This window comes from Lentzea fradiae, assembly GCF_900100955.1.
Lineage (GTDB): Bacteria > Actinomycetota > Actinomycetes > Mycobacteriales > Pseudonocardiaceae > Lentzea > Lentzea fradiae.
Window position 1 is genome coordinate 277,210 of the sequence record NZ_FNCC01000004.1, and the last position, 14,727, is coordinate 291,936.

14 protein-coding genes and 1 tRNA gene are annotated in these 14,727 nt (G+C 71.4%); 4 read left to right on the top strand and 11 right to left on the bottom strand.

All coding sequences use genetic code 11. From position 1 onward, the window contains the following. Nucleotides 1–13: 13 nt before the first annotated feature. The 8 genes from BLT23_RS11110 to BLT23_RS11140 all read right to left on the bottom strand — a co-directional run bounded on the left by BLT23_RS11110 (nt 14) and on the right by BLT23_RS11140 (nt 8,125). On the bottom strand, nt 14–1,603 hold the full coding sequence (locus tag BLT23_RS11110; protein WP_090048204.1) for a TROVE domain-containing protein: 1,590 nt from the start codon (nt 1,601–1,603) through the stop codon (nt 14–16). A gap of 111 nt (nt 1,604–1,714) precedes the next feature. After that, nucleotides 1,715–1,783, bottom strand: a tRNA-Ser gene (locus BLT23_RS40660). Between the two features lie 298 nt (nt 1,784–2,081). Beyond that, nucleotides 2,082–2,729, bottom strand: coding sequence for a TVP38/TMEM64 family protein (locus BLT23_RS11115; protein ID WP_090048205.1), 648 nt, complete (start codon nt 2,727–2,729; stop codon nt 2,082–2,084). A 179-nt stretch (nt 2,730–2,908) separates the two neighbouring features. Continuing rightward, a complete protein-coding gene (locus tag BLT23_RS11120) occupies nt 2,909–4,786 on the bottom strand; it encodes an ABC1 kinase family protein (protein ID WP_090048206.1) in 1,878 nt (625 codons plus the stop codon). Between the two features lie 90 nt (nt 4,787–4,876). Beyond that, complete coding sequence (locus tag BLT23_RS11125) at nt 4,877–5,275, bottom strand: SSI family serine proteinase inhibitor (protein ID WP_090048207.1); 399 nt, start codon at nt 5,273–5,275, stop codon at nt 4,877–4,879. 86 nt (nt 5,276–5,361) lie between these two features. After that, a complete protein-coding gene (locus BLT23_RS11130) occupies nt 5,362–6,231 on the bottom strand; it encodes an SGNH/GDSL hydrolase family protein (protein WP_090048208.1) in 870 nt (289 codons plus the stop codon). 98 nt (nt 6,232–6,329) lie between these two features. Beyond that, nucleotides 6,330–7,181 carry an NAD(+)/NADH kinase gene (locus BLT23_RS11135; RefSeq protein ID WP_090048209.1) on the bottom strand — a complete coding sequence of 284 codons (852 nt, stop codon included), beginning with the start codon at nt 7,179–7,181 and terminating at the stop codon, nt 6,330–6,332. Then, nucleotides 7,178–8,125 carry an SPFH domain-containing protein gene (locus tag BLT23_RS11140; RefSeq protein WP_090048210.1) on the bottom strand — a complete coding sequence of 316 codons (948 nt, stop codon included), beginning with the start codon at nt 8,123–8,125 and terminating at the stop codon, nt 7,178–7,180. The genes BLT23_RS11135 and BLT23_RS11140 overlap by 4 nt, the downstream gene beginning before the upstream one ends. A gap of 49 nt (nt 8,126–8,174) precedes the next feature. Between BLT23_RS11140 and BLT23_RS11145 the strand changes: the two genes are divergently transcribed. After that, nucleotides 8,175–8,852, top strand: a complete 678-nt coding sequence (locus BLT23_RS11145; protein WP_090048211.1) for an NUDIX hydrolase — start codon at nt 8,175–8,177, stop codon at nt 8,850–8,852. A gap of 12 nt (nt 8,853–8,864) precedes the next feature. Here BLT23_RS11145 and BLT23_RS11150 read toward each other — a convergent pair whose 3' ends face one another. Continuing rightward, entirely contained in the window at nt 8,865–9,872 is a 1,008-nt protein-coding gene (locus tag BLT23_RS11150; RefSeq protein WP_090048212.1) for a Gfo/Idh/MocA family oxidoreductase, read from the bottom strand. A gap of 192 nt (nt 9,873–10,064) precedes the next feature. Between BLT23_RS11150 and BLT23_RS11155 the strand changes: the two genes are divergently transcribed. Next, on the top strand, nt 10,065–11,351 hold the full coding sequence (locus BLT23_RS11155; RefSeq protein ID WP_090048213.1) for a bifunctional o-acetylhomoserine/o-acetylserine sulfhydrylase: 1,287 nt from the start codon (nt 10,065–10,067) through the stop codon (nt 11,349–11,351). Further along, the gene (gene metX / locus BLT23_RS11160) at nt 11,351–12,364 is read left to right on the top strand and encodes a homoserine O-acetyltransferase MetX (RefSeq protein WP_090048214.1); all 1,014 of its coding nucleotides are present in this window, start codon (nt 11,351–11,353) and stop codon (nt 12,362–12,364) included. The genes BLT23_RS11155 and metX overlap by 1 nt, the downstream gene beginning before the upstream one ends. On the opposite strand, the gene BLT23_RS11165 is transcribed toward metX, so the two are convergent. Continuing rightward, the gene (locus BLT23_RS11165; protein WP_090048215.1) at nt 12,327–13,013 is read right to left on the bottom strand and encodes a TioE family transcriptional regulator; all 687 of its coding nucleotides are present in this window, start codon (nt 13,011–13,013) and stop codon (nt 12,327–12,329) included. The two genes, metX and BLT23_RS11165, sit on opposite strands and share 38 nt — an antisense overlap. Before the next feature lie 79 nt (nt 13,014–13,092). On the opposite strand from BLT23_RS11165, the gene BLT23_RS11170 reads away from it, so the two are divergent. Next, nucleotides 13,093–14,205 carry an erythromycin esterase family protein gene (locus BLT23_RS11170; RefSeq protein WP_090048216.1) on the top strand — a complete coding sequence of 371 codons (1,113 nt, stop codon included), beginning with the start codon at nt 13,093–13,095 and terminating at the stop codon, nt 14,203–14,205. Here the strand turns inward: BLT23_RS11170 and BLT23_RS11175 are convergent. After that, nucleotides 14,177–14,683, bottom strand: a complete 507-nt coding sequence (locus BLT23_RS11175) for a hypothetical protein (protein WP_090048217.1) — start codon at nt 14,681–14,683, stop codon at nt 14,177–14,179. The genes BLT23_RS11170 and BLT23_RS11175 overlap by 29 nt on opposite strands. Nucleotides 14,684–14,727 lie beyond the last annotated feature (44 nt).

The window sequence follows — 14,727 nt, forward strand, 5'->3', positions numbered from 1 at the left end:
AGCCCTCACACAGTCAGAACGGCCAGTCGGCGTCGCGGCCGGCTTCGAGCAGCGGGATCGCCCGGAACGTCGCGTCGGTCAGGCCACCGAACTCGTGCCGGTTCGCCTTCCCGGTCGCGTACGCGCCCATCCGGTAGCCGCCCAGGTTGAACCCGTAGATCGGCACGTGCCGCGGCACGACGTCGGAGACGCCCTGCCCGTACGCGCCCGACATCGTCTGCATGTCCGAGATGACGAACACGCGGTCGTGACGCCCGTAGGAGCGCTTGAGCGACCCGATGATGTCGGTGCCGTGCCCGACCTCGCCGATCCGCTTCAGGAACCGGTCGACCTCGCGGACGACCGACGCCCCGCGCGGCACCTCGTGCCGGAACGTGCGGTCCGCGAACCCGACGAGGTCGACCTGCTCGCCCTTCGCCGCCAGCGCCACGCCGAAGACCGCCGCGGCCTTCGCCGGGGTGACCTTCGACCGCGCCGACACCGGCGTGCCCGTCATCGACGCCGAGGTGTCGACGAGCACGAGCGACCGGCCCGGCAGCGTGGGCAGGTTGCCGAGCGACGCCCGCAGCGCCTGGTCCAGGGCGTGGCCCCAGCGCAGGCTCGGCGCCGCCTCGTAGGCGGACAGGAACCGGAACGGCAGCTGCCGCGAGCGCGCCACCTGGCCGGGGTCGGCCAGCCGTGCCGCGACGGTGGCCGCGACCTCGTCGGACATGCCCGCCTCGTCGAAGTTCCTGAGGTTGCGCAGCAGCGCCATGTAGCCCATCGACGGCGCCAGCGCCTCCCACACGTCCTTGGTGAGCGGGCCCTGCAGCCACCCGGCCACCGACTCCCACGTCATCCCGGCCCGCCGCAGCACGTCGGCCGCGTCGGGACGCGAGAAGAGCGCACGGCGCTGCTCGACCGGCCACGCCATGAGCTCGCGGCGGGCCGCGATCACGGACAGGCCGTCCGGCACCGGTGCGTCGGCGGAACGGCGCCGGTCCAGCACGTGCTGGAACAGCGCGCCCTGCCACGGGGCGGCCGGCGAGGGGTGGGTGAGGTTCAGCACGTCGGCCATCCGGAAGCCACGGGCGTCGCTGTCCCACTTGAGGACGGCGCGCTCGTCGTACAGGCGCCGGACGGCGTCGGCGATGCCGCGCTTGACCGGCTTCGGCACGCGCCGGCCGTTCTGGCTCGTCCAGTAGGCGAGCAGCTCACCGGGCTCGTCCGCGCGCTGGAGCACCGAGGCGATGACCGCGCGGTTGGTGACGCCCGCGTCCGCGGACTCCACGAGGCGGGCGAGCACGAACTCGGCCGCGCCGACGAGCGACGCGGTGCGCATGTTCGCCTCGGTGCGCAGCCACTGGAGCAGGCGCGCGGTCCACTCGGGGTCCGCGAGCGCTGCGGCGTGCACGAGCTGGGCGAAGCGGTTGTCGCGGCTGGTCCCGGACTCGTAGAAGGTGTCCTCGCCGCCCATGTTCGACACGGCGAGCAGGAACAGCTCGGACTTCGTGTCGCGGGCGTACCCGTCGCCGCCCTCGTGGGTGCGGCCGGCCGGACGCGCCGCCGTGGCGACCGGGCTGGTGCCCGCCGGGCGTGCGCGGAAGACGTTGAACTTCGCCATCGGCTCTTCCCCCTCGAAGCAAAAGAAAGGGGAGCCCACGAACTCCACACGTGTCCGAGATCAGAGCGCGGAAGGTACGTTGCTGCTCTGCCTGACTGAGCTACGACCGGATGGCCGGTGGGATTCGAACCCACGTCCCGCCCATTAAAAGTGGAAGTAACCCTCTGCTTCGCACCGGACACGTGTGAAGTTGTGCGCTCCCGAGATCGGTTCGCCGGCGGTGTTCTGATTACGGATCGAAGTAACCGCCGGCTTCGCACCGGGTGCGATTTCCATACAACCACGCCGCGCCAGCGGTTTTATCTCCGGCGGAGGTGGAGTTGTGGGGCGCCCGAGTTCAAGTCGCGGAAGGTGACTGCTCACCGGAGTGAGCACGACCGGCCTGAGCCGGTCCCAGGAGTTGAACCTGAGTGGACACCGAAGTAACCCTCCGCTGCGCACCGGGCGCACATTCATACAACCACACCGCGCCAGCGAATTACGCCGTCTTCACCAGGCGCCGCAAGAGGTAGAAGAGCCCGACGGTGAGGAGAAAACCGATTGCGCTGATCATCACGATCTGTTCCACGGTGTCGGCCTTCGATCCCGCGAACACGTAGGCGGCGCAGATCGGGATGGTGCCGAGGAGCGTGAACGACATGAAACTCCGGAACGGCACCCGCGAAACCCCCGCGGACACCGACACCGTTTCCGCCATCATCGGGATTCCGCGCGCCACGCCGAAGAACCACGGCCCGAACTGACGGCCCCACCGCCGCATCTCGGCCATCTCCTCCATGGTGACGACCCGGCGCACCAGGGCGGGACCCGCGAACCTGCCCAGGGCGTAGCCCGCGGCGGAGGAACCCAGGGACCCGACGACCGCCAGCGCCAGCCCGAGGGGAAGGCCCAGCGCCGTTCCCGCCAGCACGATGAGCGGCGTCGACGGCACCGGCAGGAAGATGTCGACGACCAGCAGGGCGAAGATCGCCACCGCCGCCCACGCGGGGTCGATCCCGCGCACCCAGGTCACGACGCCTTCGAAGTCGATCAGGTCGAGCGCCTCGAACACGATCCAGCTCAGCAGCACGAAGCCGAGCACGACGGCCGGGATCCACTTCCACCGGACGCCCGTCTCATAACTCATCGGGTGATGGTCGCCCACGTCGATGCGACGGACAATCCGCCAGTGGCGCAGGTTCCGTCGAGAAGGCGCGGACGGGTGACGATCCAGTGCCGTTCCTCGGCCACCGGATGCTGGTCCGTGTGCACCGGCGGCAGCCCGCCGCGCAGCGGATTCTCGGCAGGCCGGACCTCGTCGGCGTCTCAGGCGCGTGGCCGGAAGACCGCGACGACCACCCGCAGGCCGAGCAGGACGCTGACGATCAGCAGGTTGTAGCCGAACACCTGGTAGAGGCCGATGTCCGGCACCACCTGCGGCCCGCCGGAGGAGCCGAGCAGCAGCACCGCCATCAGGCCCGCGGTCGCACCGAGGACGGTCAGCATCACCTGGTGCAGCAGGCCGGTGACGAACGACCTGTCGCGTTCGTCCGCGAACAGCCTCATCGACAGGCTCAGCCTGCCCTGCTCCACGGCTCCGGTGATGCGGTCGATCCGGCGCGGCAGCCTGCGCAGCATCGGCAGCGCGGCCTGGAGCTCCTCGGCCATCGTGCGCTGCACGGACTCGGGCGACAGGCGCTCGGTGATCTGTTCGGCCGCGAAGGCGCGCGCCTCCACCACGATGTTGAAGCCCGGTGACAGCACGGCGAGGGTGCCCTCCAGCGTCGCCAGCGCCCGGAACACCGCCGCGACCTCCGGCGGGACGTTCAGCCCGAACCGCGACACCAGTGCGAACAGGTCGCCGAACATCTCGACGTCCGGCCGCATCCCCGCGCCGAGGTGCCGGGCCATGAACTGGCCGAGCGCGCGTTCCAGCCGCTGCTCGTCGATCTCCTCCGGCCGCGCGGTCAGCTCCAGCAGCGCGTCGGTGAGCCCGGCGGGGTCGCCGCGGTCGATGGCGAGCAGCAGCCGCCGCAACGCCGAGCGCAGGCCGGCGTCGATCCGCCCGACCGAGCCGAAGTCGAGCAGCCCGAGGCGTCCGTCGGCCATCAGCAGGACGTTGCCGGGGTGCGGGTCGGCGTGGAAGACGCCGTCGAGCATCACCTGGCGGAGCACGAACCGCAGCAACGTCCGCGCGAGCCCCTCGTCCTCGGCGGTGCCGCGCACGGGCACGCCGTCGAGCCGGTCCATGACGAGCACGCGCGACGTCGACAGGTGGACCCGCGGCAGTGCGACCGAGTCGTCCGCGACCGCCGCCACGGCGGCGATGTTGCGTGCCTCGACCCGGAAGTCCAGCTCCTCGCGCAACGCCGCCGCGAACCCGGCGGCCAGGTCCCGCACGCCCAGCGCCGAACCCCACCGGGTGCGCTGCAACGTCTCCGCGAGCCGCGACACGATGTCCAGGTCGCCCTCGGCCACCGCCCGCACGTCCGGCCGTTGCACCTTCACGACGACCTCGGCGCCCGACGCCAGCACCGCCCGGTGCACCTGCGCGATCGAGGCCGCGGCCAGCGGTTCGGGGTCGACCTCGCGGAACGCGTCCGGCCCCACCTCGGCGTCGAGCACCGCGCGGACCTCGTCCCACCGCGCGGGCGGAACCTTGTCCTGCAACAGGCTCAGCTCGTCGACGAAGTCCTCCGGCAGCAGGTCGGCGCGGGTGGACAGCACCTGGCCGAGCTTCACGAACGTGACGCCCGCGTCCTGCAACGCGAGACGCAGAGACCGCGCCAGGTCCGTGCCCGACCGCTCCCGGCCGCGCAGATAGGGGCCGAGGCCGTGACGGAACGCGATCGCGGTGATCCGCGAGTACCGGCGGGTGCGGGCGACCCGGCGCCGCAGCAGGCCCCACCACTCGGTGGGCGGCGGGATCGAGCCGGTCGGCACGATGATCTCGGCGAACGCCAGCAGCCCGATGACGACGAGCAGCGACAGTCCCAGTTGGATGGTCGCGAGCGATGTCGTCGGCGACGCGTTCGTCTCGCCGAAGATGCCCGACGCGATGGACATCGCGAGCAGGCACGCCAGCGCGGTGCGGACGAGACCGACGCGCAGGCCGAGGATGCGGCGTGCCGCCAGGGCCATGCCCAGCACGAGCAGCACGAACGTGACCGGGAAGCCGATCGTGTAGACGAAGAAGTCCCCCATGGACCGCAGCCTAGGCAGGTCCGGCTGAGAACGCGGCCGTGTTCCGGCACGACGGCGGTGCGCCGGAACACCTGACGCGCGGTCGCGGGGTCAGAAGTCGAAGACCTTGCCGGTGGACGCGCGCACGACGCACGGGTTCGAGTACACCTGCTGGAAGTCGATCCGCTTGTCGCGCCACTTGCCGCGCAACGTCGCCTTCGTCGGGTTCAGCTCCATCGTGCACATCGCGTCGGCCGTCGGCTCCAGCTCGCGGAAGTCGCCCTCGACGGGCGTGAGCGCGTCGCACGCCTGCCGCGCGTGCTTGTGCGGGCCGCCGGTGGGGTGGCAGTTGAGCTGGGTGGTGCGGGCGCCGCCCATCTCCGGTTCCAGCGACAGCACCAGGCCGGTGGCCGGGAGGAGTGGTACGAGCGGGCCCGCCTGGGCCGTCGCCGCGGTGAGGAGCGGCGCGACGAGTGCGAGAGAGGCAAAAAGAAGCCGGGTCCTTGCCATGCCACCACTGTGGCGCGGCGAGGACCCGCGACTCCAACCAACTCGGCGGTAACACCGGATCGTGTACACCGCGATCGTTCGTGCAACTAGACCTTCGCGGACGCCGTCCCGGCGAGCGCCGCGGCGACCTGGTTGCCCACCGCCGCCATGCCCTTCGCGTTCGGGTGCACCGGGAACGCGAGGCTCGTCGGGATGATGCCCTCGACCCACTTGTCCCACGGCGCCGCGCACGTGTCACGGCCCAGGCTGATGTCGTACGGGTTCACGAACGTGGCACCGGCCGCCTGCGCCTGCGCGGCCAGCATCGCGTTGAGCTGCCGTTCCACCCCGTCGAGGTACGGCACGTCGCCGCGGGAGATCGGCACGACCGGCCAGCAGCCGCCCGACGGCGGCAGGATGCGGAGGTAGCCGACCACGACGATCTTGGCGTTGGGCGACCGCTGCTTGATGCCCGCGAGCACGGCGGCGACCTTCGGCGCGGTGGCCGCGACGCGCTGCGCGAGCGAGTCGCCGTAGTTCGCCTTGCAGGGAGCGCCGAGCGGGTCGAGCACGCTCTTGCCCGCGCACGTCAGGATGATGTCGGAGAAGCCGATGTCGTTGCCACCGATGGAGATCGTGACGAGGTCGGTGTCGGCCTTCAGCGCGGAGAACTGCGCCACGGACTGGCCGGGGACGCCGCTCTGCACACCCGCCATGTCCTTGGTCTGGGCGCCACCGCAGGAGATGTCGGTGAAGTTCGCGATGCCCAGCTTCCCCGCCAGGACGGACGGGTAGTTCTGGGTGGACTTGAAGCAGCTCAGCGGGTCCAGCCGCTGGTGGGGGATGAACGGTCCGGAGACGAACGAGTCGCCCAGCGAGACGTAGTTGCGGTAGTTCGGGGCGGCGCTGGCATGGGGAGCCAGGAGGGTGGCGATCATGGCCGTCAGCAGGGACACCACAGTCACTCGGCGCGTCATTGCTACCTCGTTACTGGAAAGTAGGGCCGTCGGACGTAGGGTGACCGGGCCATTGCGCAGTGTCAATCCCTCCACCAGGCGGAAACGGGCGGGCCGGCTCAGCGCACGAGGCGCAGCCGGCGGGCGGCGAGCCCCACGCTCAGCCGCTGGCCCCAGCCCAGGCGCAGCGCGTCGCTCTCGATGCCGTCGCCGAACGCCACCAGGCCGTCGGACTCGACGTCGAGGTGGAGGTCCTCGGTGGTGATCTCGCCCTCGGTGTGCTCGACGCCGGTGCCGGGGGAGGGCCACGCCTCCCGGACGAACCAGACGAGCCTGCGTTCGGCCGGGCCGGGCAGCGTCAGCGCGCTTCCCCGTTCCCGGTGGATCGACCCGCACCAGCCCGTCGCGCCCGTGCCGGTGCCGATGAGGACTCCCGAGGACGCCTGCCGTTCGCCGCGGACGCGGTAGCGGCTGGTCTGGTGGCTCGGGTGGCCGACGTAGACCTCGTTGAGCGCCAGGAGGGTCTGGCCGTCGTCCGACCTGGCCTCGACCATCGTGCGGTCCTCGGTGTCACCGGTGGCGCGCAGCAGCTCGGCCGCGTCGGACGGCGCGTGCGTCGCGAGCACGCCCCGGTCCGGGTTGATGCCGATCACGGGCTGGCCGTCCAGGTACTTGGCCACGTTCGCGACCAGCCCGTCCTGGCCGACGACGACCACGACGTCCTCCGGCGCGAACAGGAACCGCGACAGGTCCTCCCGCTCCACCACGCCGCGGCGCCAGTCCAGCGGGATCGCGGCGCTGACGTCGGCGAGCGCGCGGCGGGCCCGTTCGTCGCGGTCCACCACCTCGTCCAGGGTCCGGTCGCGGGAGCGGAGGAAGAACTCGACCTGCCCGCGGGTCCCGTGCCTGGCCAGCAGGTCGGTCAGCTCGGTGCGCCGGTGCACCAGGACGATCCTCGGCGCGAGGCTCATCCGGCCAGTCTCCGCAACGCGGCCTGGAGGAGGTCCGGCGTCAGCGTGATGCTGCCGATCTCCGGGAGGTTGCCGGCCAGCTCCTTCAGCGCGAGCGCGTGGAGGGTCGCCTCCGGCGTGTCCCGGTACGCGTCGAGCCGCGCCTTCTCACCGGCCGCCTCCGCCTCGGCCAGCTTGCGGATGCCGTCGGCCTTCGCCTCGGTGGCGACCTTCGCCGCCCTGGCGTTGTCCTCCGCCTGCCGCAGCGCGTTCGCGCCGCGCTGCACCACCAGCTGCTCCTCGCGCTTCGCGAGCTCGATCTGGTTCTGCAGCTCGTTCTCGCCGATCGCCCGCTCGCGTTCGACGGCCATCGCCCTGCGCTCGTAGGTGGCCCTGTCGGCCTCCTGCTGGACCCGTTCGCGGATGGTGGTCTGGAGCGCCTTCTCCAGGTCTGCGTCCGGGCGGATGGCGACGACGCGGACGTCGATGACCTCCATGCCGAGGTGGGCCGCCGTGAGACCGGCCGCCACCGCCGTCTTGACCTGTTCCACGCCGGTCCTGATCGCCGTCTCCAGGTCCAGGGTGGCGAGGATCTTCAGCGCGTGCTGCTGGGTGCTCTCGGTCAGGGTGGTGCCGATCTGGCTCAGCGGGTCCTGGCGCCACACGCCGGTGTCGGGGTCGATCGAGAAGTCGATCCTGCTGGTCGCCGTCTCCGGGTCGGTGCAGCGGTAGGTGACGGTCAGCTGGACCGTCACGTCCTGGTGGTCGCCGGTCCTCGCGTGGAAGAGCATGGGCAGCTCGCGGTCGTCGACCGGGACCTCGCTCAGCACCGCGGTCGCGGGACGGAACCAGAAGCTCTGGCCGGTGCCCTCGTGCACGAGCACGCCCTTGCTGACGTGTCTGATGTGGACGGTGGGGGCTCCTCTGAAGTGCCGGAGGCCCGGGTACCTGCGGATGTCGGCCATGACGTCTCCTCAATTATCGTCGATCTGACGATAACCCTATACTGCGGTCGTGTACTCGCCAAGCGACTTCCCTCCCTTCGCGGTCACGGTCGACCTGGTGGTGCTGACCGTGCGGGACGACGCGCTGTGCGCGTTGCTGGTGCGCAGGGGGGAGGCGCCGTACCGAGGGCGGTGGGCGCTGCCCGGCGGGTTCGTCCGTGCCACCGAGTCAGTCGCCGACGCCGCCGTCCGGGAGCTCGCGGAGGAGACCGGGGTGTCGGGGCTGTTCCTGGAGCAGCTCGCCACGTACGGGGAACCGCGCCGCGACCCGCGGATGAGAGTGGTGTCCGTCGCCCACCTGGCGCTGGCGGCCGGGTTGCCGGTGCCGGTGGCGGGGACCGACGCCGCCGCGGCGCGGTGGGTGCCGGTGGACCAGGCGCCCGCGCTGGCCTTCGACCACTCGCGGATCCTGCGGGACGGGGTCGAGCGGGCCAGGGCCAAGCTCGAGTACACGCCGCTGGCGGCGGAGTTCTGCGGACCCGAGTTCACCGTGGCCGAGCTGAGGCGGGTCTACGAGATCGTCTGGGGCGTCCCGCTCGACCCCAGGAACTTCCACCGCAAGGTCACCGGCGTGGAAGGGCTGCTGGTGCCCACCGGCGAGACGACCGGCAGGGACGGCGGGCGGCCCGCGGCGGTGTTCCGCCGGGGGCCCGCTCAGGCGCTGTACCCGCCGCTGGTCCGTCCGTGAGGACCTCCGCGGTCAGAGGGCGACCGTGTCCCCCGACGCCGCGGACTGCCTGGCCGCTTCGATGACCTCCAGGCCGGTCACGGCGTCCTGCGGCTGCACCGGGGCCGTCCCCGCGGCCACCGCCGCGTAGAAGTCCTGGTAGGCGCCTGGTTCCGTCCTGTGCGGCCGGCCGCCCAGCGTGCCCCACGCCTCCTGCGGCTCCTCGCCCCAGCCGGGGGTCGCGGGGGTGTCGCCCGCCCTGAGGCGTTCCTCCTGGGGGTCCATGCCGTACTTCACGTAGGCGGCGTCGTGGCCCAGCACCCGGAAGCGGGGGCCGAGGTCCGCCGCGATGGCGCTCATCCAGAGGTGGGAGCGGACGCCGTTGTCGTGGGTGAGGGCGAGGAAGACGTCGTCGTCGGCCTTGGCGGCGGGGCGGACCGCGGCGATCTCGGCGTGGACCGACTTCGGGCGGCCGAAGAGGGTGATCGCCTGGTCGATCAGGTGGGTGCCCAGGTCGAAGAGGATGCTGCCGAGGTCCTTCGGGTCGCCGGACTCCTTCCAGGACGCCTTGATCTCCGGGCGGTAGCGCTCGAACCGTGACTCGAACCGGTGAACTTTGCCGAGTGCGTTCGTGTCCAGGAGGGAGCGCACGGTCAGGAAGTCGCCGTCCCAGCGGCGGTTGTGGAAGGGGACCAGGAGCAGGCCCCGCGACGAGGCGATGGAGGCCAGTGCCCTCGCCTCCGCCGCCGAGCCCGCGAAGGGCTTGTCGACCACGACGTTCAGGCCGTGTTCGAGGACCTGGCGGGCGTGGGTCGCGTGGAAGCGGTTCGGGGTGGTGATGACGACCAGGTCGTAGGAGCCGGTCCAGATCTCGTCCAGTGTGGACAGCAGGCGGGTCTGCGGGTAGCGGGCCGCCACCTCTGCCTGGCGCTTCGGGTTCGCGGTCACCACTGCCGAGAGCTCCAGGCCCGGTGTCGACGCGATGAACGGGGCGTGGAAGGCCGCCCCTCCGAGGCCGTAGCCGACCAGTGCTGTGCGCATGCGATCAGCCTAAGCGTTCTCATCTGGTGGACGGGGTGTCCATCAGGCCGGATGGCGTACTAGCGTGTGTGACCATGACCATGCTGCTCACCAGCCGCCGCCACGTGGACTACGTGCGCGTCACCAGCATGGCCTGTCGTCGCTCCCGTTGATTCGAGCCCACCCTCACCGCACTGAACCTGGAGCACAGCCATGTCCTGGTCCTTCGAGACTGCTCAGATCCACGCGGGCGCCGCGCCCGACCCCGCCACCGGTGCTCGTGCCACGCCGATCTACCAGACCACGTCGTACGTGTTCCGCGACACGCAGCACGGTGCCGACCTGTTCTCGCTCGCCGAGCCCGGCAACATCTACACGCGCATCAACAACCCGACGCAGGACGTGCTGGAGCAGCGGGTCGCCGCACTCGAGGGTGGTGTGGCCGCCGTCGCGTTCGCGTCCGGTTCGGCGGCGGTGACGGCGGCGATCCTGAACCTCGCGCAGTCCGGTGACCACCTGGTGTCGAGCGCCTCGCTCTACGGCGGCACGTACAACCTGTTCCGCTACACGCTGCCGAAGCTCGGCATCGAGGTGTCGTTCGTGGAGGACCCGGACGACCTCGACGCGTGGCAGGCGGCGGTGCGGCCGAACACCAAGCTGTTCTTCGGCGAGTCGCTCGCGAACCCGCGCAGCCACGTGCTCGACGTGGAGGGTGTCTCCGGTGTCGCGCACTCCAACGACATCCCGCTGATCGTCGACAACACGGTGCCGACGCCGTACCTGCTGCGGCCGCTGGAGTACGGCGCGGACATCGTCGTGCACTCGGCCACGAAGTACCTCGGCGGGCACGGGACGGCCATCGCCGGTGTCGTCGTGGACGGCGGCAAGTTCGAGTACGGCGCGGAGAAGTTCCCCGGCTTCCACGAGCCCGACCCCAGCTACAACGGGCTCCAGTACTGGCCGGTGCTCGGGCACGGGGCGTTCGCGGCCAAGCTGCGGGTGCAGGGCCTGCGGGACACCGGTGCCGCCATCGCGCCGCTGACCAGCTTCCTGGTCATCCAGGGCATCGAGACGCTGTCGCTGCGGATCGAGCGGCACGTGCAGAACGCGCAGGCGCTCGCCGAGTGGCTGGAGGGGCGGGACGAGGTCGAGAAGGTCCACTACGCGGGCCTGCCGTCGTCGCCGTTCCACGCCAACGCGCAGAAGTACCTGCCCAAGGGCGCGGGCGCGATCGTGAGCTTCGAGCTGCGCGGCGGTGTGACCGCCGGGCGGGCGTTCGTCGACGGGACGAGCCTGTTCAGCCAGCTGGTCAACATCGGCGACGTGCGGTCGCTGATCGTGCACCCGGCGTCGACCACGCACAGCCAGCTCACGCCGGAGGAGCAGCTCGTCGCGGGCGTCGCGCCCGGCCTGGTGCGGCTGTCGGTCGGGCTGGAGGGGCTCGAGGACCTCAAGGCCGACCTGGAGGCGGGCTTCACCGCGGCCAAGTCGGAGCTGTAGTGGCAGGCTGGCGGTTCGGCGACCCCGAGGGACGGCGCGAGTGGTTCACCCACACCGCGCCGTTCGCGGGGCTGCCCGGCTTCCAGCTCGCGTACGAGACGTGGGGGACCCTCAACGCGGGGGCCTCCAACGCGGTGCTCGTGCTCCACGCCCTCACCGGTGACAGCCACGTCGCCGGGGGTGTGGAGCCGGGCCACCCGACGCCGGGCTGGTGGGACTCGCTGATCGGGCCCGGCCGGCCCCTCGACGGGTTCTTCGTGGTGGCGCCGAACGTGCTGGGCGGCTGCCAGGGCAGCACCGGGCCGTGGCAGCACCCGGACTTCCCCGCGCTCACCATCCGCGACCAGGTCGCGGCCGAGGTGCTGCTCGCCGACGCGCTGGGCGTCGAGCGGTGGGCCGCGGTGCTCGGCGGCTCGATGGGCGGGATGCGGGCCGTGGAGTGGGCGGTCGCCGAACCCGACCGGGTGGAGTCGCTGCTGCTGCTCGCGACGTCGGCCGCCGCGTCGGCCGAGCAGATCGCGCTCGCGTCGGCGCAGGTGCACGCGATCCGGCTCGACCCCGTGGGAGGGCTCGGGGTCGCGCGCCGCATCGCGCACATCAGCTACCGCAGCGAGCAGGAGCTGCAGGAGCGGTTCGGCAGGAAGGTCCAGGCGGACGGGCGCTTCGAGGTGGAGTCCTATTTGGACCACCACGCGGCGAAGCTCGCCGCCAGGTTCGACCCGGAGAGCTACGTGGTGCTGACCGAGGCGATGAACGCCCACGACGTCGGGCACGGACGCGGCGGTGTCCGTGCGGCACTGCGCCGGGTGCGGGCGCGGACGATCGTCGCCGGTGTCGACTCGGACCGGCTGTACCCGTTGGGGCAGCAGCGAGAGCTCGCGGCGGGCATTCCGGGAGCGGACGATGTGCGGGTGATCGAGTCGCCGTACGGGCACGACGCGTTCCTGATCGAGAGCGACCAGGTGGGCGCGCTCGTCAGGGAGCTGGTGCCCGCGCACTCAGGTAGTCGTTGAGCCGCGCGGAGGCGGTGAGCATCGCGAGGCCCCGCGCGGTGAGGCGGCGGCGCCAGTCCGCCAGCGCGGCGGCCAGCGTGCCGGTGCCGCCCGCCGTGCGGACCTGCTCGACCACCAAGGCGATGCGCGCCAACGGATAGCCGCCGCGGCGCAGCAGGTGCGCCAGTTCGGCGTCGCGCACGTCCTCCGCCGTGAAGACGCGGTAGCCGGTGCTTTCCCTGGCGGGCCGCAGGATTCCGGCTCCCTCCCACGCGCGCAACGTCGCCGGGGTGACGTCGAGGCGCCGTGCCAGCTCGCCGATCGAGCGCGGTTCCAAGGTCGGCTCGAAGCCGGTCAGGTCCTCCACGGCCCTGCTGACGGACGCCAGGGTCTCCCGGTCGCGCAGCAGCTGCTCGTGGCCGCGGTCGATGGTCAGCAGCACCTCGTCGAGATCACCGGCGTGCACCGCGTTCATGACCTGCCCCGCCCGCGCGTGCCCGAACGCCGGGACCAGCGCCAGGAACGCGCGCAACGCGGCGGCGTGGACCTCGGTGTAGACGCGGTACCCCGACGGGGTGCGCGCCGCGGGCGGCAGGAACCCGGACTGCTCGTAGTTGCGCACCGCCTGGGCCGAGAGGCCGTGTTCCGCGGCGAGGTCGGATGGACGCACGGTTGAGACTTTAGCCGCAGGTAGCAGGGCATTTCACGGTCAAGTTTCAACGGGCGTTTCAATGTTACGGTTGAACCACATGAGCCAGGACATCCGTGAGTTCACCACCCCCTTCACCGAGCTGCTGGCGTTCGGGGAGCCGACGCACCGCGAGCACGCCCACACCTGGGTCCGCAACGAGCTGTTCGAGCAGCTCGCCGCCCACGGCTACCGGTCGATCGCGCTGGAGACGTGCCGGATCAGGGCACTGCTGGTCGACGACTACGTCCAGGGCGGGCCCGGCGACCTCGACACCGTGATGGAGGAGGGTTTCTCCCACTCGTTCGGGCAGTGGCCCGCCAACCGCGAGCTGGTCGAGTGGATGCGCGAGCACAACAGCGGCAGGCCGGCGGAGGAACGGCTCGCGTTCCACGGCTTCGACTTCCAGACCGAGACCACCAGCGCGCCCAGCCCGCGCCCGTACCTCGAACACGCCCGCGACCACCTCGGCGAGGACGTGGACCTGTCGACGGACGACGAGATGTGGAGCCGCGACGAGGCCGTCCTGGACCTCACGAAGTCGCCGGGGCTGTCCGAGGAGGCACTGCGGCTGCGCGAGATCGGCGTGGGCATGCTCAGGCGGTTGCACGGGCGCAGGACGCTCGACGAGGCGTGGCACCGCGCGGAGCTGCACCTCACGGCCGGTCTGGAGCTGCTGCGCTACCACCGGGAGTGCGCGGAGCCGAACCCGCTGGGCGTGCGCATCACCCGGTTGTGCCAGATCCGCGACGGCGTGATGGCCCGCAACCTGCTGGAGATCCGGCGCGCCGAGGCGTCACGCGGACCGACGTTCGTGTTCGCGCACAACGCCCACCTGCAACGCACGACGAGCTCGATGGAGATGGGCGGCGAACGGGTCGAGTGGTTCTCGGCCGGTGCGCTCGTGGCGCCGGTCCTCGGCGACCGCTACACGGTCGTCGCGGGCACGCTCGGCCGCAACGACTCGTTCGGGCTGGGCGAACCGGACAGGGCCACCCCGGAGGGGCAGCTGCAGGGCAGGTTCACGACCTGGGGCATCACGAACGAGATGCCGGTCGGTGAGCCGCGCGCGGACACCAGCCCCGAGATGGGCTACTTCCCGCTCGACCGGCACCTCATGGCCGGTGTGGACGCACTGCTGCACGTCAGGGTTGGTCGTCCAGTGACGCGGTGATCCACGACGCGACGGGCAGGTCGCGCGTCTCGCACTCGACGGCCAGCTTGAGGGTCCACCGCAGGGCTTGCAGGACCACGGTCGCGAGCTCCTGCGGTGCCCCGTTGGCCAGGGCGATCTCGATCTGCTCCGAGGCCGCGTCCTGGTCGCCGTGCACCTCCGCCAGCAACGCGCGGATCGCCGTGCGCACGGGCGGGTCCGCGTCGTCGATCTGGACCTCGTTGCCCTCCTCGTCGAAGACCTGCATCTTGACCGGCGTGGCACCACCGGAGCCGAGCGCGCCGACCATGCTGCTGCACTCGGCGAACAGCAGCAGGACCAGCTCGCGGATCTCCTCGTTGCCCTCGGGCGACCCGCTGAGGTAGCCGGTCACGAGGTCCACCGCCACAGCGTCCTCACCGGCCCTGGCCGCGGCCAGCGCCTCACCGGCCACGGCCGTCAGCCGTGACCAGCGATCAGGGTCCTGTGGTGGTCTCACAGGTACTGCCTACCGCGCGGTGTGAGCAGACCGCAATGCCCCAT

Bases quoted from the DNA above. Each gene is read 5' to 3' on its own strand.
- BLT23_RS11110 (WP_090048204.1), bottom strand. From the start codon at position 1,603: ATGGCGAAGTTCAACGTCTTCCGCGCACGCCCGGCGGGCACCAGCCCG.
- BLT23_RS11115 (WP_090048205.1), bottom strand. From the start codon at position 2,729: ATGAGTTATGAGACGGGCGTCCGGTGGAAGTGGATCCCGGCCGTCGTG.
- BLT23_RS11120 (WP_090048206.1), bottom strand. From the start codon at position 4,786: ATGGGGGACTTCTTCGTCTACACGATCGGCTTCCCGGTCACGTTCGTG.
- BLT23_RS11125 (WP_090048207.1), bottom strand. From the start codon at position 5,275: ATGGCAAGGACCCGGCTTCTTTTTGCCTCTCTCGCACTCGTCGCGCCG.
- BLT23_RS11130 (WP_090048208.1), bottom strand. From the start codon at position 6,231: ATGACGCGCCGAGTGACTGTGGTGTCCCTGCTGACGGCCATGATCGCC.
- BLT23_RS11135 (WP_090048209.1), bottom strand. From the start codon at position 7,181: ATGAGCCTCGCGCCGAGGATCGTCCTGGTGCACCGGCGCACCGAGCTG.
- BLT23_RS11140 (WP_090048210.1), bottom strand. From the start codon at position 8,125: ATGGCCGACATCCGCAGGTACCCGGGCCTCCGGCACTTCAGAGGAGCC.
- BLT23_RS11150 (WP_090048212.1), bottom strand. From the start codon at position 9,872: ATGCGCACAGCACTGGTCGGCTACGGCCTCGGAGGGGCGGCCTTCCAC.
- BLT23_RS11155 (WP_090048213.1), top strand. From the start codon at position 10,065: ATGTCCTGGTCCTTCGAGACTGCTCAGATCCACGCGGGCGCCGCGCCC.
- BLT23_RS11170 (WP_090048216.1), top strand. From the start codon at position 13,093: ATGAGCCAGGACATCCGTGAGTTCACCACCCCCTTCACCGAGCTGCTG.